This window comes from Kitasatospora sp. NPDC018058 (assembly GCF_044327205.1).
Taxonomy (GTDB): Bacteria; Actinomycetota; Actinomycetes; order Streptomycetales; family Streptomycetaceae; genus Kitasatospora.
In genome coordinates, this window is the sequence record NZ_JBIRFA010000001.1 from 124318 (window position 1) to 144936 (window position 20619).

Genomic DNA, 20619 nt, shown 5'->3' on the forward strand with positions numbered 1-20619 from the left:
GTGTGTCAGCTGGTGCGGCCCTTGGCGTCGAAGCGGCGCATGCGGTCCAGGACGGTGTCGGCGGTGGGGCCGTGGAGTTCGTCGACGATCCGGCCGTCGGCGAGGAAGACGACGCGGTCGGCGTAGGAGGCGGCGACCGGGTCGTGGGTGACCATGACGACGGTCTGGCCGAGTTCGCGTACGGAGTTGCGCAGGAAGGAGAGGATCTCGGCGCCGGAGCGGGAGTCGAGGTTTCCGGTGGGTTCGTCGGCGAAGATGATGTCGGGCTTTCCGGCGAGGGCGCGGGCGCAGGCGACGCGCTGCTGCTGGCCGCCGGAGAGCTGGGAGGGGCGGTGGCTGAGGCGGCCGGAGAGGCCGACGGTGTCGACGACGCGGTCGAGCCAGGCCCGGTCGGCCTTGCGGCCGGCGATGTCCATCGGGAGGGTGATGTTCTCCAGGGCGGTCAGCGTCGGCAGGAGGTTGAAGGCCTGGAAGATGAAGCCGATGTGGTCGCGGCGCAGTTGGGTGAGCTGCTTGTCCTTGAGGCCGACGAGTTCGGTGTCGCCGATGGTGGTGGAGCCGGAGGAGACGGTGTCGAGGCCGGCCATGCAGTGCATGAGGGTGGACTTGCCGGAGCCGGAGGGGCCCATGATGGCGGTGAACTCGCCCTGGGGGAACGCGACGCTGACGTTGTCGAGGGCGACCACGCGGGTCTCGCCCTCCCCGTAGACCTTGTTCAGGCCGGTGGCACGGGCGGCCGCGGTGCGGACGGCGGTTGCGGTCGACGTGGTCACGGGGTGCTCCTTGCTGGGCCGACTGACGTGTACCTCCATGCTCCGCGACGTGATCACGGTTCGGCGTCGCTCCGCCGAACGGTTGGGCCTACCACCGCTGGACGTACGGGAGGGGTTGGACTCTCCTCCTGCGGTATGAGGGCAACCCTGAGGGAGACCCGATGGCCGGATTCGCTGTGCTTCGTGGCCGAAATCTCGAACAGTTCGTCAGATAGCAAGGAAACATGACAACTTCCCGGGCTGGGAACATGCGAAAGGGTGAGCCGGGCGACTAGGCTCAGGGGTGCTTTCGCGGGACGCCCGGATGGTGGAACGCAGACACGGGCAGCTTAAAACTGCTTGGCCGCGAGGCCGTGCCGGTTCGAGTCCGGCTCCGGGCACCACACGACCCGCGGGGGCGCCGTCGGCGTCCCCGCCGGGCGTCGTTCACCGGATCCTCCTTGCGGCGTATCCCGAATTTTTTGCCAAGCCATTACCCTGGTGTGCGGGCGGTGCAGTGCCGCCACGGAGGGAATGAGCAATGAGAAGCAGCAACCCGGTCTTCTCGCGGGAGGGGTCCTTCACCCGCGAGCCCGGCTACGCGGGGTTCGGTACCACCGCGCAGGCCGGGGGTCCGTACGGCAACCCCTACGCGGGCACCCCCTACGCCCAGCCGCAGGGGCAGGGCCCGCTGACGGACGAACAGCTGTACCAGATGTACAACGGGCCGTCGGCCGGCCCGGCGGCCACCGGGCGGATGACGCTCGACGACGTGGTCGCCCGCACGGCCATGACGCTGCTCACCCTGGTCGCCGCCGGCGCGGTGGCCTGGTTCACGCTGCCGTTCGAGAACTTCGGCTTCGCGATCGGCGCCAGCCTGGTGGCCATGGTGGTCGGCCTGGTGGTCTCGTTCAAACGCAGCGTCAGCCCGCCGCTGATCCTGCTGTACGCGGCCCTGGAGGGCTTCGCGCTCGGCGCCGTCACCCACGCCCTCAACACCATGCTGAACGGCATCGCGATCCAGGCGGTGCTGGGCACGGCGGCGGTCTTCGGGACGATGCTGTTCGCCTACAAGAGCGGCCGGATCCGGGTCACCCCGCGCTACACCCGGATCGGCATCGCGGTCGCGATGGGCTTCGTGCTGCTGATGCTGATCAACGTGGTCGCGATGGCCTTCGGCGCCGACATGGGCCTGCGCTCCGGCCCGCTGGGCGTGGTGGTCGGCCTGATCGGCATCGGCCTCGGCGCCTTCTTCCTGTCGCTGGACTTCGCGGAGATCGAGACGGCCATCGCGCAGGGCGCCCCGCAGCGCGAGTCCTGGCGGGCCGCCTTCGGGCTGACCCTGTCGCTGGTCTGGATCTACGTCGAGATGCTGCGGCTGATCGCGATCCTGCGCGGCGACGACTGACGCACCCCCTGTCGTCCCCCACTGCCGCCGGGCCCCGGAGCGGACCGCTCCGGGGCCCGGCGGCGTTTAGGCTCCTCTCCATGCATGACGTACAGCCCCTGGTCGAAGCCGTGGACTCCCTAGCGGATCGTTTCCGCTCGCTGCCGCAGAGCAAGCTGCTGGGCTCCGTGCCCGGACACGCCTCGCGGGCGGCGGCGGTGCTGGCGCTGGCCCGGCGGCTGGCCGCGCTGGCGCTGGCGGCCGAGGGCGGGCCGGAGCGGGAGTTCCCGGACGCCGGGGCCTTCGCGGTGGGGGACCAGCTGGCCGTCGCCGGGCACGACCTGGCGGCCGCGCTGACCACCCTGCCGGAGGACGCCGAGGTGGCGCTGCCGGACGGCCCGGTGGCGGCGGCCGAGGTGCTGGCCGGGGCGGTGGCCGCGGTGCGCGAGACGGCCGAGCTCTGCGCCTGAGGCCTCCCGGAGCCGGACATGCCGAAGGCCGGCCGGGTCGGTAACCCCTGGACCCGGCCGGCCTTCGGTCGTGCTGCGCGGATGAGTCGGCGTCAGATGCTGGCGACCACCCGGTCGGCGAGCACGTAGACGGCCTCCTCGTCGGTGGAGAAGGTCAGCGAGTACGAACCGGAGAAGCGCGAGCCGCCGAGCAGTCGGACGTGCTCACCGGCGCGGACCGCGTCGATCAGTCGGTAGGCGGCCTCCCGGTCGCCCGGGGCCACGCACAGCGTGGTGCCGTCGGCGAAGGCGTACACGTCCAGGGTGCCCAGCGGGCCGGGGCGGACGTCGACCAGGGCGACGGCCTCCTCGGCGAGGGTGGCCAGCCGGGTGTCGGTCCACTCGCGGGACGGCGCCTGGCTCGGCACGAAGTCGGGGTGCGAGGGGTGGCGGCGCGGGTCGGGCACGGCGACCGGGGCGTCCTCCACAGTCGGTTCGGCGTCCAGCAGCCCGGCCTCCAGGCCGGTGGCCAGCAGGTCGGCCTCGCGGCGGGCCCGGGCGTCCTTGGTGCTCTCGCCGGCCGGGTGGCCGGGGCGCAGCGGCGCGCCGCCCTCGGTGCCGGGCTCGGCCGGGCCGGTGCCGCCCTCGTTGATCAGGTCCTCCAACGCGGAGCGCAGCGCCTCGCCGAACTCCGGGTCCATCGTCCCGGCGTTGTCGGCGGCGTCCTGCGGGCCGGTGGGGCGGGGGAAGAACAGCGGCCACTCGTCGGTGCCGGTGAACACCCCGGTGAAGGGGGAGTCGAACAGCGGCGCGTCCTCGGCCGCGCGGGCCTCCTGCTCGGCCCAGAACGCCCGGGCCTCGGTGATCTCCCGCTCGCGGTCGGCGGCGAGCGCCTCGGCGACGGCCCGGCGTATCGCGGCCTCGTCGACGGGTACGGGCGCGGCCTGGGTCGCGGCCTGCGCGTCCAGGCGGCGGGAGAGTCCCCGGAGGTGGAGCAGCACGACGGTCGACACGGCGATCAGGGTCAACAGCAGGAGGGTGTAGACGGCGCTCACGGAACGTACTCCTAGCGAGGAGCGGAACGGGGTTACGTGTCCACACTGCCGCATTCTGGGGTGCTACCGCAGTGGCGAATGTCTAATTCGTCCAGAACTTTCGCCCTTGTCCCCAAATTGTTAGGTAACACCGCTCTACGCAGTGGAGTTGATCCGCTCCGCAGTGTCGATTTCCGGACCGGAAGCGAACAGGAAGAGGGCCGGATCGACCTCGCGGTGTGATCCGGCCCTCAATTACGCTACGTCACTCCGGATGGGTGGTCCAGACCTTCGGAGCGGTTCGGCGGGGTCAGCTGAGGCGCTCGATGACCATGGCCATGCCCTGGCCGCCGCCGACGCACATGGTCTCCAGGCCGAACTGCTTGTCATGCCACTGCAGGGAGTTGATCAGCGTGGTGGTGATCCGGGCGCCGGTCATGCCGAAGGGGTGGCCGACCGCGATGGCGCCACCGTTGACGTTCAGCTTGTCGATGTCGATGCCGAGGTCGCGGTAGGAGGGGATCACCTGGGCCGCGAAGGCCTCGTTGATCTCGACCAGGTCGATGTCGTCGATGGTCAGGCCGGCCCGCTTGAGCGCCTGCTTGGAGGCCTCGACCGGACCGTAGCCCATGATCTCGGGGGAGAGGGCGCTGACGCCGGTGGAGACCACCCGGGCGAGCGGGGTGATTCCGAGCTCGCGGGCCTTGGTGTCGGACATGATGACCAGCGCGGCGGCGCCGTCGTTCAGCGGGCAGCAGTTACCGGCGGTCACGGTGCCGTCGGGGCGGAACACCGGCTTCAGGCCGGACACGCCCTCCAGGGTGACGCCGGCGCGCGGGCCGTCGTCGGTGCTCACCGCGGTGCCGTCCGGGAGCGTGACCGGGGTGATCTCGCGCTCCCAGAAGCCGGCCTTGATCGCCGCCTCGGCGAGGTTCTGCGAACGCACGCCGAACTCGTCCTGGTCGGCGCGGGTGATGCCCTTGAGCGCGGCCAGGTTCTCGGCGGTCTGGCCCATCGCGATGTAGGCGTCCGGCAGCAGGCCGTCCTCGCGCGGGTCGTGCCACTCGCCGCCGCCCTCCTCGGCGCGCTTCTTGGTGCGGGCCTGGGCCTCGTCGAAGATCGGGTTCATGGTGCCCGGCAGGCCGTCCGAGGTGCCCTTGATGCTGCGCGAGACGGTCTCGACACCGGCCGAGATGAAGACGTCGCCCTCGCCGGCCTTGATCGCGTGCAGCGCCATCCGCGTGGTCTGCAGCGAGGAGGAGCAGTAGCGGGTGATGGTGGCGCCGGGCAGGTAGTCCATGCCCATCTGCACGGCCACGATGCGGGCCAGGTTGTGGCCCTGCTCGCCGCCCGGCAGGCCGCAGCCGAGCATCAGGTCGTCGATCTCGCGCGGGTCGAGCTGCGGGACCTTGGCCAGGGCGGCCTGGATGATGTGGGCGGTCAGGTCGTCCGGGCGGACGTCCTTGAGCGAACCCTTGAACGCCCGGCCGATCGGCGAACGGGTGGCGCTGACGATGACGGCTTCGGGCATGGCGGGCTCCTCGCTGAGTGACGACGGACTTGCGGTCCGGGAGGTAAGCTACCGCTTGGTAGTTCAGGCGTCACCGGCCTCAGCGTGTGAGCTGGCCGACGTATCCCCGGGGTCCGTGCCTGGCCCTTTCCCGCTCTCCGGGCCCGGCAGGCCGATCCGCAGCCGATGCCTCAACAGGGCCCAGCGCCGACCCGCCCCCTCCGCCTCCACGCCCGCCACCTCGGTGCCCGCGCGTCCGGCCGCGGCCGCGGCGGCCACCGCGACCGGCAGCACGGTCTCGCCCGGGACCGGGGCGGTCGGGCGCTCCTCCTCCGGCCACAGGCCGAGCGCCGCGCAGACCGAGGGCAGGACGGTCATCGCGGCGGTGGCGTAGCCCTGGGCGGAGGGGTGGTAGCGGTCGGAGGCGAACATCTCCGGCCGGGCGGCGAACTCCGGGCCCAGGAGCGAGCCCAGCGAGACGGTGCGGCCGCCCGCCTCCACCACCGCGATGGTCTGCGCGGCGGCCAGCTGGCGGCTGAGCCGCCGGGCCACCCAGCGCAGCGGCGGGCGGACCGGCTTGATCGTCCCGAGGTCCGGGCAGGTGCCCACCACCACCTCGCAGCCGTTGGCGCGCAGGGCGGCGACGGCCTCGCCGAGGTGGCGGACGGCGACCTGGGCCGGGCTGTGCCGGGTCACGTCGTTGGCGCCGATCATGATCACGGCGACGTCGGGGTGGTGCGGCAGGGCCTGTTCCAGCTGGCCGGAGAGGTCGGCGGAGCGGCTGCCGGAGCGGGCCACGTTGACCAGCCGCACCGGGCGCTCGGCCACCGAGGCCAGGCCCGCGGCCAGCAGTGCGCCCGGGGTCTCGCGGGCGCGGGCCACGCCGAGGCCGGCGCCGGTGGAGTCGCCGAGGACGGCCAGCACCAGCGGCCGCTGCGGGGCGGCGGTGCCGTCGGCGAAGGCCTCGCCGTAGACGCCGTCGACCTTGGGCGGGTGGGTCTCCAGGATGCCGATGGCCTGGATGGCGAGTTTGCTCTCGGTCAGCAGCAGGCCGACCAGACCCACGCCGAGCAGGCCGAGCCCGCCGCCACCGTACGCCGCCGCGGTGGCGATCCGGCGGGCCACCCGCGCCCGCGAGTCCGCTGTGCCTGGCATCCGTGCCCCCTTCGCGTCCTCGTGCCGCCCCGGCGGGGACACGGCCGTGCCTGCACAGCGGTCTTACCCGGATGGGCGGCGGGAGTACCGGAGGTGGCGGTGGGGGTGGGCCATTGGGGGAGGTGCGCCCGAGCGGAACCCCGGGGCGCCGCCCACGCCCTAGGCTTTGCAGTACCGAATGCACTCGCATGCCCAAAGACCGGGAGGACCCCCGTGCGGTACCACAACTCGATCATCGACCTGGTCGGCAACACGCCGCTGGTCAAGCTGAACAAGGTCACCGAGGGCATCAGCGCGACAGTGCTGGCGAAGGTCGAGTACTTCAACCCCGGCGGCTCGGTGAAGGACCGCATCGCGATGCGCATGATCGAGGCCGCCGAAGCCTCGGGCGCCCTCAAGCCGGGCGGCACCATCGTGGAGCCGACCTCGGGCAACACCGGTGTCGGTCTGGCGATCGTGGCCCAGCAGAAGGGCTACAAGTGCATCTTCGTCTGTCCCGACAAGGTGTCCACTGACAAGATCAACACCCTGCGCGCGTACGGCGCCGAGGTGGTCGTCTGCCCGACCGCCGTCGCGCCGGAGCACCCGGACTCGTACTACAACGTGTCCGACCGCCTGGTCCGCGAGACCCCGAACGCCTGGAAGCCGGACCAGTACTCCAACCCGGAGAACCCGGCCTCGCACTACCACTCCACCGGCCCGGAGTTGTGGGAGCAGACCGAGGGGAAGATCACCCACTTCGTGGCGGGCGTCGGCACCGGCGGCACCATCTCCGGCACCGGCAACTATCTGAAGGAGGTCTCCGGCGGCAAGGTCAAGGTGGTCGGCGCCGACCCGGAGGGCTCGGTCTACTCGGGCGGCACCGGCCGTCCGTACCTGGTCGAGGGCGTCGGTGAGGACTTCTGGCCGACCGCCTACGACCGCAACGTCGCGGACGAGATCGTCGCCGTCTCCGACAAGGACTCGTTCCAGATGACCCGCCGCCTGGCCAAGGAGGAGGGCCTGCTGGTCGGCGGCTCCTGCGGCATGGCCGTGGTGGCCGCGCTGGAGGTGGCCCGCGAGCTCGGGCCGGACGACGTCGTGGTGGTGCTGCTGCCGGACGGCGGCCGCGGCTACCTGTCGAAGATCTTCAACGACGACTGGATGGCCGACTACGGCTTCCTGCCCTCGTCCACCGACGAGGCCCACATCGGCGAGGTGCTGGCCCGCAAGGAGGCCATCGAGCAGGGCGGCATCCCGCAGTTCGTCCACATGCACCCCAACGAGACGGTCGCCGAGGCGGTCCGGGTGCTGCGCGAGTACGGCGTCTCCCAGATGCCGGTGGTCTCCCCGGGCGCCGGGCACCCGGACATCATGGCCGGCGAGGTGATCGGCTCGGTGGTGGAGAAGCTGCTGCTGGAGGGCATCTTCGCCAAGGACATCGAGCTGACCGACACGCTGGACAAGGTGATGTCCAAGCCGCTGCCGGTGGTCGGCTCCGGTGAGACCGTCACCAACCTGATGACCGTGCTGGAGAAGGCCAACGCGGCGGTCGTGCTGGTGGAGGGCAAGCCGCAGGGCATCGTCACCCGCCAGGACCTGCTGGGCTTCCTGACCACCCGCGCCGCCCACTGACGATCGGTCACCGTGCTTCGCCCGTGGACGGATCCGGTGGGTTCGTCCACGGGCGAAGTGGTACACCGACGTCACCTGCCCGCAGCACGTGGTTAACAACGCTCCGGCATCGTGGTGGTCAACGGCAAGACGCCGAGCGAGACGGCAGCGGCCACCGGGAGCGGCTCCCCGGCGGGCGCGGTCGGCTCCGGACACGTCGGACGGTCCTGACCCGGTCCGCCGTGTCCGCCCTCCCCGACCGGCATCGGAGGGAGGGGCCCGCCGCGGGAGGCGCCGTCGTCCCGCCCCTGCCCGGCTCCGGCCGGTCGACAGGGTGCGGCGGCTCCCGTGGCGCACACCGCGCCGTACGGCGCGTCTCCGCGGCTCCCGGGTGGGGGAGTCGATGCGGAGAGACGGTGGGGCCGGTCCTTCTCCGAGGGGCCGGCCCTTCCGGTGCGCCGGGCGGCCCGTCGTCCCGTACGCTCGCACGCATGACCAGCACTGAAACGACCGAGGACGCCCCGCGCTACGTCAAGCTCAAGATCGAGCTGATCGCGGAGATCACCGACGAGGGCGCGCTCAAGGCCGCGGCCCTGAAGCAGGTCGCCGAGGACGAGTACCTCGACGACGAGGAGCGGGCCCAGTCCGTCGAGGCCATCGAGGTGGACCCGTCGGGTTCGCTCGCCCACTTCATCGACCCCGTCGCGCTGCTCGGCGAGGTCCCGGGCATCGAGCTCGCCTCGGCCACCTGGGAGTCGGCGCAGACCGAGTTCGACCCCGAGAGCGAGGAGTGGGACGAGTACACCGTGGACGCGTCGGACGAGTAGCGGCCGCCCGTACCGTCACCGCTCGTGAACGCCCGGTCCGCTTCGGCGGGCTGGGCGTTTTGTTCATGTTCGTCGGGAAGTTGGGTCATCTCATACGATCGCTTACCCTTCGGTGGTGGAACCGTGGGCGGGTGGATTGCGTTTCTGTATCCGTAAATGCCCGGGATGATCAGCAGGGAGACGCGACGTGACGGCACGGGACGGTCAGGGGCGGGTGGCCGGAGGGAACTGGAGCCGACGTGGAGTGCTCGCGGGCCTGATCGGCGCGCCCGTGCTGCTGCTGGCGGCCTGCAACGACAACAGCGGCAACAGCGGCAACAACGGCAGCGGGGGTAGCGGCGGTTCCGGCGGCTCCGGTGCCAGCGGCACCCCGGGCTCGGGCGGCGGAAGCAGCGCCCCGAAGACCTCGGCCGCCGTCATCACCGTCAGCCCGGCGGACGGCGCCACCGGCGCCAGCTTCAGTGAGCCGGTCAAGGTGACCGTCAGCAACGGCACCCTGGGCACCGTCAAGGTCACCGACTCCACCGGCAAGGAGCTGGCCGGCCAGCTCTCCTCCGACAACACCGGCTGGACCTCGGCCGCGGCCCCGGCCAGCGGCACCAAGTACTCCGTCACCGCCACCGCCCTCGACAAGGACAAGCTGGAGGCGGACGCCAACGCCACCTTCACCACGGCGACCCCGGCCAACACCTTCGTGGGCTACTTCACTCCCGAGGACGGCTCGACGGTCGGCGTCGGCATGCCGGTCTCGATCAACTTCAGCAAGCCGATCACCGACCGCAAGGCCGTCCAGCAGGCGATCACCGTGATAGCCGAGCCGGGCGTCGAGATCGTCGGGCACTGGTTCTCCAGCACCCGGCTCGACTTCCGGCCGCAGGACTACTGGGCCAAGGGCACCAAGGTCACCCTCAAGCTGCGGCTCAAGGACGTCGAGGGCGCGAAGGGCGTGTACGGCACCCAGTCCAAGGACGTCGGCTTCACCATCGGCCGCGCCCAGACCAGTGTCGCGGACCTCGCCACCAGGAAGCTCACCGTCACCACGGACGGCCAGGTCAGCGCCGTCTACAAGATCTCCGGCGGCGCCCCCGAGCACACCACCTGGGGCGGCAAGATGGTCATCTCCGAGCAGTTCACCCAGACCCGGATGAACTCGCAGACCGTCAACCTGGGCAGCGAGTACGACATCGCCGATGTGCCGCACGCCCAGCGCCTCACCACCTCGGGCACCTTCATCCACGGCAACTACTGGTCCTCGCCGTCGATCTTCGGCGGTCAGAACACCAGCCACGGCTGCGTCGGCCTGCAGGACGCCAAGGGCGCGCAGGACAGCAGCACGGACGGCTACAAGTTCTACAAGTCCTCGATGGTCGGCGACGTGGTCGAGGTCGTGAACTCCGGCGACAAGACCGTCGCCCCGGACAACGGCCTGAACGGCTGGAACCTGAGCTGGGCCGAGTGGAAGGCCGGCAGCGCCGCCTGACCGTCACCTGAGAATTCTTCCCGGGCGGACCGAACCTCGCGGTCCGCCCGAGGAGTCAGGTGGGTGTGAAGCGCGAGCAGAGACAGCGACAGGACGCCGAGTTCAGCGCGTTCGTCGCCGGGAGCGGCCACCAACTGTTGCGGCTGGCCGAGCTGTTGACCGGCGATCCGGACCGGGCCAAGGACATCGTGCAGTCGGCACTCGAACGTGCCTACCTGCACTGGCACCGGATCACCGGCGACGACCCCACCGCGTACGTCCGCCGGATCGTGGTGAACCAGCACCGCGACTGGTGGCGCCGGTTGCGCAATCGCGAGCTGCCCACCGACCACACCCCCGACCGGCCGCTGGCCGAGGACCTGGCCGAGCGGCAGGCCCAACGGGCCTTGCTGCACCAGGCGTTGGGCACACTGACCCGCCGGGAGCGGACGGTCGTCGTGCTGCGGTACTACGGGGACCTCGCCGAGGCCGCCATCGCGGCCGAACTGGGAATCGCCCAGGGCACCGTGAAGAGCACGCTGAACCGGGCGATGTCGAAGCTGCGCGCACTCCCCGAACTCGCCGACCGCACCGGCGGAGCGGCGGGCCCCATGACGCACATCGAGGTGACGGTATGAGCTTCGAGGACAGACTCGGACAGCTGCTCAAGGACGAGGACCCGCTGGCGGCCGGGCCGGACCCGGAGGCGGTCATCGTCGGCGCCCGGCGCCGCCGGGCCCGGCGCAGGATGGGGGCCGCGGCGGCCGCGCTCGCAGCGGCCCTGGTCTGCGGGGTGACGGCGGTGACGGCCGGCAGCGCCCGGCACGTCGGGGACGTCGCGGCCGAGGCGGCCGAGGCGGGGGCGGCGATGACCCCCTCGGCGGGGGTGACCGCCCTGGTGCCGGAGGCTACTCCGGCCGCGACCCCGACCGCGCTGCCGCTCTCGCCGGTCCGGCGGGTCGCGGTCGGGGAGAAGGTGCAGGTCACCGATGGCTCCCGGATGTGGGTGACCGAGACCCAGCGTTGCGACGAGCAGCTCGGCCCGAACGGGAAGTGGTACTCGGCGTTCGGCTGCCGGGACGTCGCCAGTGACAACCTGGACCACTCCCGGCCGCAGATCTACTGCCAGGGCAGCGGTGACGGACAGCATCTGGTGTCGCTCTGCTTCTACCTGGGCCCGACCCCGAGCAAGATCATCTTGTTCGAGGACGGCAATCCCGTCCCGGCCACCCTGGTCACCGCTCCGGGGATGAAGAACTGGACGGCCTTCTACCTGGTCAGGCCCGTCAAGCCCCAGCCGCTGCAGACCGGCCCCCAGGGGTGGCCGGCCGACCCGATCGGCGTCTACGACGCCCAGGACCGGCTGCTGACCGAGTCCCCCGGCCGGACGGCGGACCACAAGTCGGTTCACGCGCCGGGCGCCACCGAGACCACCGCGCCGGCGGGGGCCGCGGGGTTCTACGCGCCGCGCGCCACCGGGACCGCCACGCCGGCGGTGCCGACCGCGCCGACCGCTCACTGAGGCGGTCGCGCCGCCTCACCGCTTCGCGTAGTCCGCGAAGCCCTGCCAGTCGACGATCACGCACGGTTCGTCGCCCAGGACCCAGGCGTCGTGGCCGGGCGGGCAGACCATGGAGTCGCCGGGGCCGAGGCCACCAGCGCGGTGGCCGGGCCGCCCCTGCCGGCCCTTCCAGGGGGGCCGGCCCGTCCGTGAAGGGTGGGGGCTCCTGTCGGTGCTTCGCGTCTCAGCTCTCGGTCTTGGCCACGCCGATCGGGCAGGAGGCGCCGGTGCCGCCGAGACCGCAGTAGCCGTTGGGGTTCTTGGCCTCGGACAGGTACTGCTGGTGGTACGGCTCGGCCGGGTAGAACGGGCCGGCCGGGGCGATCTCGGTGGTGATCGGGCCGTGACCGAGCGCGGTCAGCGCGGGCTGGAAGGCGTCCCGGGTGGCGGTCGCGGCGGCGGCCTGGGCGGGGGAGTGGGTGTAGAGCGCGGAGCGGTACTGGGTGCCCACGTCGTTGCCCTGACGGTTGCCCTGGGTCGGGTCGTGCGCCTCCCAGAAGGCCTTCAGCAGCCGCTCGTACGAGATCAGCGCGGGGTCGAACACCACCCGGACCGCCTCGGTGTGCCCGGTCAGGCCGCTGCACACCTCCTCGTACGTCGGGTTCGGGGTGTAGCCGCCCTGGTAGCCGACCAGCGTCGTCCAGACGCCGGGCAGCCGCCAGAACGTGCGCTCGGCGCCCCAGAAGCAGCCCAGCCCGAAGTCGGCCACCTCCAGCCCCTCCGGGTACGGCCCGGTGAGCGGGTGGCCGAGCACGGTGTGCGGCTCGGCCAGGGTGAAGGCCGGGGCCTGGCGGCCGGGCAGCGCCTGGTCGGCGGGGACGAGCGAGGTCTTGTGGCGGTTGAACAGCACGGCCTGCTCCAGCGGGGTAGGAAGGGTTGCCCAGGGTTCAACGCGCCGGGCCGTCCGCGGATTCCGGCGAGCCTGCCGGCGTACGGCCACTAGGCTCGGAGCCATGACCGAGCACCAGCTTCCCCAGGGCTTCGAGACCCTCGCCATCCACGCGGGTCAGGAAGCAGACCCCCAGACCGGGGCCGTCGTCACGCCGATCTACCAGGTGTCCACCTACAAGCAGGACGGGGTGGGCGGCCTGCGGGGCGGCTACGAGTACAGCCGCAGCGCCAACCCGACCCGCACCGCGCTGGAGGAGTGCCTCGCCGCGCTGGAGGGCGGCGCCCGCGGCCTCGCCTTCGCCTCCGGCCTGGCCGCCGAGGACACCCTGCTGCGCACCATCCTCAAGCCGGGCGACCACATCGTGATCCCCAACGACGCCTACGGCGGCACCTTCCGGCTGTTCGCCAAGGTGCTGACCCGCTGGGGCGTCGAGTTCTCCGTCGCCAACACCCAGCACCTGGACGAGGTCCGGGCCGCGCTGCGCCCCCACACCCGCGCGGTGTGGGTGGAGACCCCGTCCAACCCGCTGCTGGGCATCACCGACCTGGCCGCGCTGGCCGAGGTCGCGCACGGCGCCGGGGCGCTGCTGGTGGTCGACAACACCTTCGCCAGCCCGTACCTGCAGCAGCCGATCGCGCTCGGCGCGGACGCGGTCGTGCACTCCACCACCAAGTACATGGGCGGCCACTCGGACGTGGTCGGCGGTGCCCTGGTGCTGGCCGAGGCGGGCCTGGGTGAGGAGGTCGCGTACCACCAGAACGCGATGGGCGGCGTCTCCGGCCCGTTCGACGCCTGGCTGGTGCTGCGCGGCATCAAGACGCTGGGCGTCCGGATGGACCGGCACAGCTCCAACGCGGAGAAGGTCGCCGAGCTGCTGGCGAGCCACCCCAAGGTCAGCCAGGTGCTGTACCCGGGCCTGCCCGAGCACCCCGGCCACGACATCGCCGCCAAGCAGATGAAGGCCTTCGGCGGCATGGTCTCGTTCCGGGTCGCCGGCGGCGAGGAGGCGGCCGTCGAGGTCTGCAACCGCGCGCAGCTGTTCACCCTGGGCGAGTCGCTGGGCGGCGTGGAGTCGCTGATCGAGCACCCGGGCCGGATGACCCACGCCTCGGCGGCCGGTTCGCCGCTGGAGGTTCCGGCCGACCTGGTGCGCGTCTCGGTCGGCATCGAGTCGATCGACGACCTGCTGGCCGACCTCACGCAGGCGCTGGGCTAGGCACGTCGGTCACTGCCCCTGCTGGTCCGCCGTGTACGACTCCATCGCGTGGTTGAAACGGGCCAGCAGGGCGCAGAACGCCTGCTGCTCCTCGGGCGGCCAGCCGGCCGTCAGGCGGCGGGTCAACTCGGCCCGGCCGTCCCGGACTTCGGCGAGCCGGCCGGCGCCGCCCGGGGTCAGCGCGAGCCGCACCGCGCGGCGGTCGGCCGGGTCCTGGACCCGGCCGACCAGCCCGGCCGCGACCAGCGGGGCGACCTGGCGGGTCACCGTGGAGGAGTCGACGCCGAGCGCCTCGGCCAGCGCCTTGACGTTCGCGGGCCCGTGCCGCTCCAGGCGGTCGAGCAGCAGGTAGGCGGCCCGGTCCAGCGCCCCGACGCCGCCGCCGGAGGTCCGGACCTGTTCCATCCGGCGGGCGAACACCGCCAGCTGGTACTGGAGTTGGGTGTGCACGGGCTCGGTTCGGTCGGTGGCCTGGGGCGAGGTCGTCGTCATCGCGGCTCACGATCGTCGTGCGGTGAGGAAGGCTCAGAAGCAGCAGCGTACGCGGGCCGGGCGGGCCCGGGAACAGCCCCGACGCCGCGCGCTGATCCGGCCTGCCCCCCATGGAGCGCCCTAGGCTGACGTCATGCGCAACTGGCCGGTCACCCTCGACGACGTCCGCGGGGCCCAGAAGATGCTCGCCGGGGTCGCCCGGGTGACCCCGATGGAGAGCAGCCGGTACCTGTCCGGGCTGATCGGTGCACCGGTCCACCTGAAGTGCGAGAACCTGCAGCGCACCGGCTCCTTCAAGTTGCGTGGGGCGTACGTGCGGATCGCGGGACTCTCGCCGGTGCAGCGGGCCGGCGGGGTGGTGGCGGCGAGCGCCGGGAACCACGCCCAGGGGGTGGCGCTGGCGGCCTCGCTGCTGGGGGTGCACTCCACCGTCTTCATGCCGGTCGCGGCGCCGCTGCCGAAGGTCGCGGCCACCCGTGAGTACGGCGCCGAGGTGCGGTTGCACGGCACCACCGTGGACGAGGCGCTGCAGGCCGCGCAGCGGTACTCGGAGGCGACCGGCGCGGTGTTCATCCACCCCTTCGACCACTGGGACATCATCACCGGCCAGGCGACCGTCGGGCTGGAGATCCTGGAACAGTGCCCCGAGGTGCGCACCATCCTGGTGGGGGTGGGCGGCGGCGGGCTGCTGGCCGGGATCGCGGCGGCGGTCAAGCCGCTGCGGCCGGACGTCCGGGTGATCGGGGTGCAGGCGGCGGCCGCGGCCGCGTACCCGCCCTCGCTGGCGGCCGGGCGGCCGGTGTCGCTGGAGCAGTTCAGCACCATGGCCGACGGGATCATGGTCGGGCGCCCCGGGGACATCCCGTTCGAGGTGATCAATACGCTGGCGGACGGCATCCGCACGGTCTCCGAGGACGCGCTCTCGCGGGCCCTGCTGCTCGGCCTGGAGCGGCTGAAGCTGGTGGTCGAGCCGGCCGGGGCGGCCCCGATCGCGGCGCTGCTGGAGCGGCCGGACTCCTTCGAGGGCCCGGTGGTGGCGGTGCTGTCCGGCGGCAACATCGACCCGCAGCTGATGCAGCGGGTGCTGCGGCACGGGCTGGCGGCGGCCGGGCGCTACCTGTCGCTGCGGGTGCGCCTGGCGGACAAGCCGGGCTCGCTGGCGGACCTGCTGGGTGTGCTGACCAGGGTGGACGCCAACGTGCTGGACGTCGCGCACGTCCGGATCGACCCCTGGCTGGGGCTGGCCGAGGTCGAGGTGGACCTGCACCTGGAGACCAAGGGGCCGGAGCACTGCGCGCTGGTGGTCGGCGAGCTGCGGGACGCGGGGTACGTGGTCTCGGGCTGAGGCTGTCCGGCCGGCGTGGCGCTCCTCCGGGGCGGCGTCGTTCGGTTGGGATCGCGCGGATCTCTTCGCCCCAACCCCCTTGACGCGATGTATCGCGAGTTGTCAGACTCGCGATACATCGCGTTCTGTGTCGGTGGTCGGGAACCGAGTCGCCCGCATGCCTGAAATCCGGGCGAGGCGTGACAGATCGCCCATATTCGCCCAAGGAGATGAGGCAGGCCATGGCGCCAGCCATCCAAGCCGAGAACCTGGTGAAGACCTTCGGAGACGTACGGGCCCTGGACGGCGTCAGCCTCGACGTCCCCGAGGGCACGGTGCTCGGGCTGCTCGGCCCGAACGGCGCCGGCAAGACCACTACCGTGCGTGTCCTCACCACCCTGCTCCGCCCCGATTCCGGCCGCGCGGTGGTGGCCGGCGTCGACGTGCTCAAGCACCCGGACGAGGTCCGCAGCCTGATCGGACTGTCCGGCCAGTACGCGGCGGTCGACGAGTACCTGACCGGCTTCGAGAACCTCACAATGGTCGGCGAGCTCTACCAGATGAGCACCCGCGCCGCGAAGGCCCGCGCGCTGGAACTGCTGGAGTGGTTCAACCTCACCGAGGCCAGGAACCGCACCGCCAAGACCTATTCCGGCGGTATGCGCCGTCGGCTCGACCTCGCCGCCGCGCTGGTCGTCCGGCCACCGGTGATGTTCCTGGACGAGCCGACCACCGGCCTCGACCCGCGCAACCGGCTCGCGCTCTGGGAGGTCATCGAGACCTTGGTCGAGCAGGGCACCACGCTGCTGCTCACCACCCAGTACCTGGAGGAGGCCGACCGGCTCGCCCACGACATCGCGGTGGTCGACCACGGCCGGGTGATCGCCCGCGGCACCGCCGACCAGCTCAAGGCGCAGATCGGCGGCGAGCGGATCGAGGTCGTGGTGCACGACCCGGGCCTGGTCACGGACGCGGTCGCGGCGCTGTCCGGCTACGCGCTGGGCGAGCCCGTGGTGGAGAAGAACACCCGGAAGATCACCGTGCCGGTCAGCGGTGGCGCCCGGGTGCTCGCCGACGCCATCCGCGAACTGGACGGCCGCGGCATCGAGATCGACGACATCGGCCTGCGCCGCCCGACCCTGGACGACGTGTTCCTCACCCTCACCGGCCACGCCGCGGAGACGGCCGAGGAGGACGGCGGCGAGGACCCCGAGGGCCGCGGCCGGGGCGACCGGGGACGCGGCAAGGGGGCCGGCGCGGACGGCGCCGGGAGCCGGGAGCCGGACCGGCAGCAGGCCGTCACGGCCGGAACGGAGCGCTGAGATGGGCACCGTCACCGAACACGCCATCGGCGCGGCCATGCCCACGCGACGCCGGGGCCTGAACGCGACCCTGCACGACTCCTGGGTGGTCGCCAAGCGGAACCTGCGCCGGATGTCCCGGATCCCCGAGATCGTGGTCTTCGGGCTCATGCAGCCGGTCATGTTCGTGCTGCTGTTCTCGTACGTCATGGGCGGGGCGATCAAGATCCCCGGGGCGAGCTCCAGCACCGACACGTACATCCAGTACCTGATGGCCGGCATCTTCGCCCAGACCGTCACCTTCGCCACCGCCGGTGCCTCGGCCGGCATCGCGGAGGACATGACCAAGGGCCTGGTGGACCGCTTCCGCTCGCTGCCGATGGCCCGCTCGGCGGTGCTGGTCGGCCGCACCCTCGCGGACCTGTGCCAGACCGCGTTCACCGTGGTCGTGCTGGCGCTGGTCGCGCTGGCGGTCGGCTGGCGGATCCACAACGGGGCGCTCAAGGCGCTCGGCGCCTTCGGCCTGCTGCTCCTGCTCGGCTACGCCTTCTCCTGGATCGGCGCGCTGATCGGCCTGTCGGTGCGCAGCCCCGAGGCGGCCACCTCGGCCGGGCTGATCTGGCTGTTCCCGCTGACCTTCGTGTCCAACGCCTTCGTGCCGGTCAGCTCGATGCCGGACTGGCTGAAGGCGATCGCGTACTGGAACCCGTTCAGCGCCACCGTGCAGGCCTGCCGGGACCTCTTCGGCAACCAGGTCGGGCCGGTGGACAGCGCCTGGCCGATGCAGCACGCGGCGCTGGTGTCGGTGCTGTGGTCGCTGGTGATCACGGCGGTGTTCTCCTGGCTGTCGGTGCGCAAGTACCGCTCTGCCGTGGGGTGAATCGTTTCTGCTGTCGCGTTCGGGAGCTGCTCTCGGGAGCCGCGCTCGGGTGTCGCGCTCGGGTGTCGCCTTCGGGCGCGGAACGCTTGAGGGCGGTCGCCGGGTCCCAGGACTCGGCGACCGCCCTCGGCGGCGTTCAGGGGCCGGATCAGCCGGCGTGCGGAACGACCTTGACGATCTTCACCATGGCCGGCTTGCCGTTCGGCAGCTCGTACGTGGCCTCGTCGCCGATCTTCTTGCCGTCGATCGCGCGGCCCAGCGGCGACTGCGGCGAGTAGACGTCCAGGTCGTCGGCGCCCGCGACCTCGCGGGAGGCGAGCAGGAACTCCATCAGGTCGTCCTCGTCGCCGTCGAAGGCGACCGTGACGATCATGCCCGGGGCCACCACGCCCGAGTCGGCCGGGGCCTCGCCGACCTTGGCGCGCTCCAGCAGCTGGGTCAGCTGGCGGATGCGCAGCTCGGTCTTGCCCTGCTCCTCCTTCGCCGCGTGGTAGCCGGCGTTCTCCTTGAGGTCGCCCTCCTCGCGCGCCGCCTCGATCTTCTGGGCGATCTCGATGCGCCAGGTCCCGGTCAGATGATCCAGCTCGGCCTTGAGCTGGTCGTAGCCGGCCTGAGTGAGCCAGGTCACGTTCTCGCTGGTCTGGGTCACGGGTGCTCCTCGTAGGTGCTGGGGCTGTGCTGAGGGTGTGAGTCGTCAGCAGGGTCGTCGGTGATATCGGTCTTAACTACAAAGCAACGCCCGCTCCCGTACCATCCGGTGCGGAAGGGGCGAAACCACGAGCCTAACAAGTCCTGCCGACAAGTGGGAGAGGCGTTGTCGCGTGATTGACGACGGCGTCACGCCGTGGTGTACGGGGGCCGGGTGCGGGACGGTGCGGGACCCCATACGGATGCCCGTTCTCTCGAACGAGTATGCCTCCCCGGGCCGTTCCCCCTACTTCGCCGGGGTGCAGCCCAGCAGCTCGGCGGTGGTGCCGCGGGCGGTGGTGCGCAGGGTGACGGTGGCCTCGTAACTCGACCCGGCCGCCGGGACCGGGAAGTCGGCCACCCCGACCACCGCGTGGTCGTCGCCCTGCGAACGGACCGTGCAGGTGCCGGCCGTGCCGTCGCTCTTGCGGACGGTCAGCTGCAGCTGGACCTCGGAGTCGGACACCACCTGGAAGGTCGGCACCGAGCCGTTGATCTTCGACTCGCGCACCAGGTAGGAACCGCCCAGCCAGGCGATCAGGCCCAGGCCGAGCACGCCGCAGACCGCGCCGACCACCTTCAGGCGGCGGTCCGACTCGCTGTTCCCGCTCCGGCCGTAGCGCCCTTCGGGCAGCTGGGCGGCGGTGGTCTGTGCAGTCATCGGACTTCGTCCTTTCCCGGGGAGGGGCCGCGCGGGCGGTGCGGGGGAATGCGACGCTCCTCCAGTCCGTCACTATAGGAGGGGCACGCCCGCGGCCGGTCCGGCGGGGGCGGGGCCCGGCCGTGCCGGCCACCGGCCGGAGGCCGGCCTTGCGGCGACGCGGTCCCGAAGTGAGCGGTTCGTACGGTGGGCAGACCGGACTTCGCGGAACGCCCGATGATGTGGAAGGAACGCAAGGCGTTGACTGAGCAGTTGCGACTGATGGCGGTGCACGCCCACCCGGACGACGAGTCCAGCAAGGGCGCGGCCACCATGGCCATGTACGTCGAGCAGGGCGTGGACGTACTCGTGGCCACCTGCACGGGGGGCGAGCGCGGGTCGGTTCTCAACCCCAAGCTCCAGGGGGACCCGTACATCGAGGAGAACATCCACGAGGTCCGGCGCAAGGAGATGGACGAGGCGCGGGCGATCCTCGGCGTCAAGCAGGCCTGGCTGGGGTTCGTCGACTCCGGCCTGCCGGAGGGGGACCCGCTGCCCCCGCTGCCCGAGGGCTGCTTCGCCCTGCAGGACGTGAAGGAGGCGGCCGAGCCGCTGGTCCGGCTGATCCGCGAGTTCAAGCCGCAGGTCATCACGACCTACGACGAGAACGGGGGCTACCCGCACCCGGACCACATCATGACCCACAAGATCACCATGGTGGCCTTCGACGCCGCGGGTGATCCGGACGCCTACCCCGAGGCCGGCGAGCCCTGGCAGCCGCTGAAGCTGTACTACAACCACGGCTTCCCGATGGGCCGGATCCGGGCGCTGCACCAGTACCTCACCGAGCACGGCCTCGACTCCCCGTACGGCGAGTGGATCGCCGGCTGGGAGAAGAGCGGCCGCAAGGAGCGCGAGATCACCACCCGGGTGCGCTGCGACGACTGGTTCGAGACCCGCGACCGCGCGCTGATCGCCCACGCCACCCAGATCGACCCGGACGGGCCGTGGTTCCGCGTCCCGCTGGAGGTCCAGCGCGAGGTCTGGCCCACCGAGGACTACGAGCTCAGCCGTACCCTGATCGATGTGGACCTGCCGGAAGACGACCTGTTCGCCGGCCTGCGCACCCCCACCCTGGCGGCCGAGGTCGCCGACGTGCGCGACTGACCCACCCCCCGACGGCCCGGCTCGACGTGAGCCGGGCCACCATAGAGATATGAGTGCCCCCGTGAACCTCATCCACCTCGCCGCTGACCTCGCCGTCGACGACGCCAAGGTCACCCCCGGTCTCCTCGGCTTCGTCGTCTTCGCCGCGCTCGGCGTGGCGACGTGGTTCCTGGCCAAGTCGATGAACCGGCAGTTCAAGAAGGTCGACTTCGCCGAGGAGCCGGAGGCACCCAAGGAGTGACCCACTCCGGCCCGGCCGTCGTCCGCGCTCGCGAACGGCGGCCGGGCCGGAG

The 20619-nt window shown here is 71.8% G+C and carries 21 protein-coding genes, 1 tRNA gene and 1 pseudogene; 14 read left to right on the forward strand and 9 right to left on the reverse strand.

What is annotated here, in order from left to right; translation table 11 throughout:
- Positions 1 to 5: 5 nt before the first annotated feature.
- Entirely contained in the window at positions 6 to 812 is an 807-nt protein-coding gene (locus ACH4E7_RS00565; RefSeq protein ID WP_396246803.1) for an ABC transporter ATP-binding protein, read from the reverse strand.
- Between the two features lie 259 nt (positions 813 to 1071).
- Here ACH4E7_RS00565 and ACH4E7_RS00570 point away from each other — a divergent pair.
- From ACH4E7_RS00570 to ACH4E7_RS00580, 3 genes are all read left to right on the forward strand, one after another.
- Positions 1072 to 1156: transfer RNA gene (locus ACH4E7_RS00570), tRNA-Leu, on the forward strand.
- A gap of 137 nt (positions 1157 to 1293) precedes the next feature.
- Entirely contained in the window at positions 1294 to 2160 is an 867-nt protein-coding gene (locus tag ACH4E7_RS00575) for a Bax inhibitor-1/YccA family protein (protein WP_396246804.1), read from the forward strand.
- 80 nt (positions 2161 to 2240) lie between these two features.
- On the forward strand, positions 2241 to 2609 hold the full coding sequence (locus tag ACH4E7_RS00580) for a hypothetical protein (RefSeq protein WP_396246805.1): 369 nt from the start codon (positions 2241 to 2243) through the stop codon (positions 2607 to 2609).
- A 92-nt stretch (positions 2610 to 2701) separates the two neighbouring features.
- On the opposite strand, the gene ACH4E7_RS00585 is transcribed toward ACH4E7_RS00580, so the two are convergent.
- The 3 genes from ACH4E7_RS00585 to ACH4E7_RS00595 form a co-directional block, all read right to left on the reverse strand.
- Positions 2702 to 3643, reverse strand: a complete 942-nt coding sequence (locus tag ACH4E7_RS00585) for a hypothetical protein (protein ID WP_396246806.1) — start codon at positions 3641 to 3643, stop codon at positions 2702 to 2704.
- A 289-nt stretch (positions 3644 to 3932) separates the two neighbouring features.
- Positions 3933 to 5153 carry an acetyl-CoA C-acetyltransferase gene (locus tag ACH4E7_RS00590; RefSeq protein WP_396246807.1) on the reverse strand — a complete coding sequence of 407 codons (1221 nt, stop codon included), beginning with the start codon at positions 5151 to 5153 and terminating at the stop codon, positions 3933 to 3935.
- A gap of 63 nt (positions 5154 to 5216) precedes the next feature.
- Positions 5217 to 6287, reverse strand: a complete 1071-nt coding sequence (locus ACH4E7_RS00595) for an SGNH/GDSL hydrolase family protein (RefSeq protein WP_396246808.1) — start codon at positions 6285 to 6287, stop codon at positions 5217 to 5219.
- Between the two features lie 213 nt (positions 6288 to 6500).
- Between ACH4E7_RS00595 and ACH4E7_RS00600 the strand changes: the two genes are divergently transcribed.
- From ACH4E7_RS00600 to ACH4E7_RS00620, 5 genes are all read left to right on the forward strand, one after another.
- Positions 6501 to 7901, forward strand: a complete 1401-nt coding sequence (locus ACH4E7_RS00600) for a cystathionine beta-synthase (protein ID WP_396246809.1) — start codon at positions 6501 to 6503, stop codon at positions 7899 to 7901.
- 470 nt (positions 7902 to 8371) lie between these two features.
- On the forward strand, positions 8372 to 8707 hold the full coding sequence (locus tag ACH4E7_RS00605; RefSeq protein ID WP_396246810.1) for a hypothetical protein: 336 nt from the start codon (positions 8372 to 8374) through the stop codon (positions 8705 to 8707).
- A gap of 187 nt (positions 8708 to 8894) precedes the next feature.
- On the forward strand, positions 8895 to 10187 hold the full coding sequence (locus tag ACH4E7_RS00610) for an Ig-like domain-containing protein (RefSeq protein WP_396246811.1): 1293 nt from the start codon (positions 8895 to 8897) through the stop codon (positions 10185 to 10187).
- A 65-nt stretch (positions 10188 to 10252) separates the two neighbouring features.
- Positions 10253 to 10804, forward strand: a complete 552-nt coding sequence (locus tag ACH4E7_RS00615) for a SigE family RNA polymerase sigma factor (protein ID WP_396246812.1) — start codon at positions 10253 to 10255, stop codon at positions 10802 to 10804.
- Positions 10801 to 11688, forward strand: coding sequence for a hypothetical protein (locus ACH4E7_RS00620; RefSeq protein WP_396246814.1), 888 nt, complete (start codon positions 10801 to 10803; stop codon positions 11686 to 11688). Before ACH4E7_RS00615 ends, ACH4E7_RS00620 begins: the two co-directional genes overlap by 4 nt.
- 15 nt (positions 11689 to 11703) lie before the next feature.
- Here the strand turns inward: ACH4E7_RS00620 and ACH4E7_RS00625 are convergent.
- Both ACH4E7_RS00625 and msrA read right to left on the reverse strand, forming a co-directional pair.
- Positions 11704 to 11814: pseudogene (locus tag ACH4E7_RS00625) on the reverse strand (cupin); the annotation flags it as partial.
- Positions 11815 to 11911: 97 nt separating this feature from the next.
- Positions 11912 to 12577, reverse strand: coding sequence for a peptide-methionine (S)-S-oxide reductase MsrA (msrA, locus tag ACH4E7_RS00630; RefSeq protein ID WP_396246815.1), 666 nt, complete (start codon positions 12575 to 12577; stop codon positions 11912 to 11914).
- Between the two features lie 103 nt (positions 12578 to 12680).
- On the opposite strand from msrA, the gene ACH4E7_RS00635 reads away from it, so the two are divergent.
- Positions 12681 to 13835 (forward strand): cystathionine gamma-synthase, encoded by a 1155-nt coding sequence (locus ACH4E7_RS00635; protein WP_396246816.1) that lies wholly within the window; start codon positions 12681 to 12683, stop codon positions 13833 to 13835.
- A 9-nt stretch (positions 13836 to 13844) separates the two neighbouring features.
- On the opposite strand, the gene ACH4E7_RS00640 is transcribed toward ACH4E7_RS00635, so the two are convergent.
- Positions 13845 to 14327, reverse strand: a complete 483-nt coding sequence (locus ACH4E7_RS00640) for a MarR family winged helix-turn-helix transcriptional regulator (protein WP_396246817.1) — start codon at positions 14325 to 14327, stop codon at positions 13845 to 13847.
- Positions 14328 to 14460: 133 nt separating this feature from the next.
- On the opposite strand from ACH4E7_RS00640, the gene ilvA reads away from it, so the two are divergent.
- The 3 genes from ilvA to ACH4E7_RS00655 all read left to right on the forward strand — a co-directional run bounded on the left by ilvA (position 14461) and on the right by ACH4E7_RS00655 (position 17832).
- The gene (ilvA, locus tag ACH4E7_RS00645; protein ID WP_396246818.1) at positions 14461 to 15672 is read left to right on the forward strand and encodes a threonine ammonia-lyase; all 1212 of its coding nucleotides are present in this window, start codon (positions 14461 to 14463) and stop codon (positions 15670 to 15672) included.
- A gap of 221 nt (positions 15673 to 15893) precedes the next feature.
- Positions 15894 to 16973 (forward strand): ATP-binding cassette domain-containing protein, encoded by a 1080-nt coding sequence (locus tag ACH4E7_RS00650; protein WP_396246819.1) that lies wholly within the window; start codon positions 15894 to 15896, stop codon positions 16971 to 16973.
- A gap of 1 nt (position 16974) precedes the next feature.
- On the forward strand, positions 16975 to 17832 hold the full coding sequence (locus ACH4E7_RS00655) for an ABC transporter permease (protein WP_396246820.1): 858 nt from the start codon (positions 16975 to 16977) through the stop codon (positions 17830 to 17832).
- A 148-nt stretch (positions 17833 to 17980) separates the two neighbouring features.
- On the opposite strand, the gene greA is transcribed toward ACH4E7_RS00655, so the two are convergent.
- A complete protein-coding gene (gene greA / locus ACH4E7_RS00660; protein WP_355670987.1) occupies positions 17981 to 18481 on the reverse strand; it encodes a transcription elongation factor GreA in 501 nt (166 codons plus the stop codon).
- A 285-nt stretch (positions 18482 to 18766) separates the two neighbouring features.
- Entirely contained in the window at positions 18767 to 19180 is a 414-nt protein-coding gene (locus tag ACH4E7_RS00665) for a DUF4307 domain-containing protein (RefSeq protein WP_396246821.1), read from the reverse strand.
- A gap of 240 nt (positions 19181 to 19420) precedes the next feature.
- Here ACH4E7_RS00665 and mca point away from each other — a divergent pair, with 240 nt between their 5' ends.
- The gene (gene mca, locus ACH4E7_RS00670) at positions 19421 to 20326 is read left to right on the forward strand and encodes a mycothiol conjugate amidase Mca (protein WP_396246822.1); all 906 of its coding nucleotides are present in this window, start codon (positions 19421 to 19423) and stop codon (positions 20324 to 20326) included.
- A 49-nt stretch (positions 20327 to 20375) separates the two neighbouring features.
- Positions 20376 to 20567: a hypothetical protein gene (locus ACH4E7_RS00675; protein ID WP_350515052.1), complete on the forward strand. Its 192-nt coding sequence runs from the start codon at positions 20376 to 20378 to the stop codon at positions 20565 to 20567.
- Positions 20568 to 20619: the final 52 nt, after the last annotated feature.

Bases quoted from the DNA above. Each gene is read 5' to 3' on its own strand.
- ACH4E7_RS00565 (WP_396246803.1), bottom strand. From the start codon at position 812: ATGGAGGTACACGTCAGTCGGCCCAGCAAGGAGCACCCCGTGACCACG.
- ACH4E7_RS00635 (WP_396246816.1), top strand. From the start codon at position 12,681: ATGACCGAGCACCAGCTTCCCCAGGGCTTCGAGACCCTCGCCATCCAC.
- ACH4E7_RS00620 (WP_396246814.1), top strand. From the start codon at position 10,801: ATGAGCTTCGAGGACAGACTCGGACAGCTGCTCAAGGACGAGGACCCG.
- ACH4E7_RS00605 (WP_396246810.1), top strand. From the start codon at position 8,372: ATGACCAGCACTGAAACGACCGAGGACGCCCCGCGCTACGTCAAGCTC.
- ACH4E7_RS00665 (WP_396246821.1), bottom strand. From the start codon at position 19,180: ATGACTGCACAGACCACCGCCGCCCAGCTGCCCGAAGGGCGCTACGGC.
- ACH4E7_RS00640 (WP_396246817.1), bottom strand. From the start codon at position 14,327: ATGACGACGACCTCGCCCCAGGCCACCGACCGAACCGAGCCCGTGCAC.
- ACH4E7_RS00675 (WP_350515052.1), top strand. From the start codon at position 20,376: ATGAGTGCCCCCGTGAACCTCATCCACCTCGCCGCTGACCTCGCCGTC.
- ilvA (WP_396246818.1), top strand. From the start codon at position 14,461: ATGCGCAACTGGCCGGTCACCCTCGACGACGTCCGCGGGGCCCAGAAG.
- ACH4E7_RS00595 (WP_396246808.1), bottom strand. From the start codon at position 6,287: ATGCCAGGCACAGCGGACTCGCGGGCGCGGGTGGCCCGCCGGATCGCC.
- ACH4E7_RS00655 (WP_396246820.1), top strand. From the start codon at position 16,975: ATGGGCACCGTCACCGAACACGCCATCGGCGCGGCCATGCCCACGCGA.
- ACH4E7_RS00650 (WP_396246819.1), top strand. From the start codon at position 15,894: ATGGCGCCAGCCATCCAAGCCGAGAACCTGGTGAAGACCTTCGGAGAC.
- ACH4E7_RS00590 (WP_396246807.1), bottom strand. From the start codon at position 5,153: ATGCCCGAAGCCGTCATCGTCAGCGCCACCCGTTCGCCGATCGGCCGG.
- ACH4E7_RS00575 (WP_396246804.1), top strand. From the start codon at position 1,294: ATGAGAAGCAGCAACCCGGTCTTCTCGCGGGAGGGGTCCTTCACCCGC.
- ACH4E7_RS00580 (WP_396246805.1), top strand. From the start codon at position 2,241: ATGCATGACGTACAGCCCCTGGTCGAAGCCGTGGACTCCCTAGCGGAT.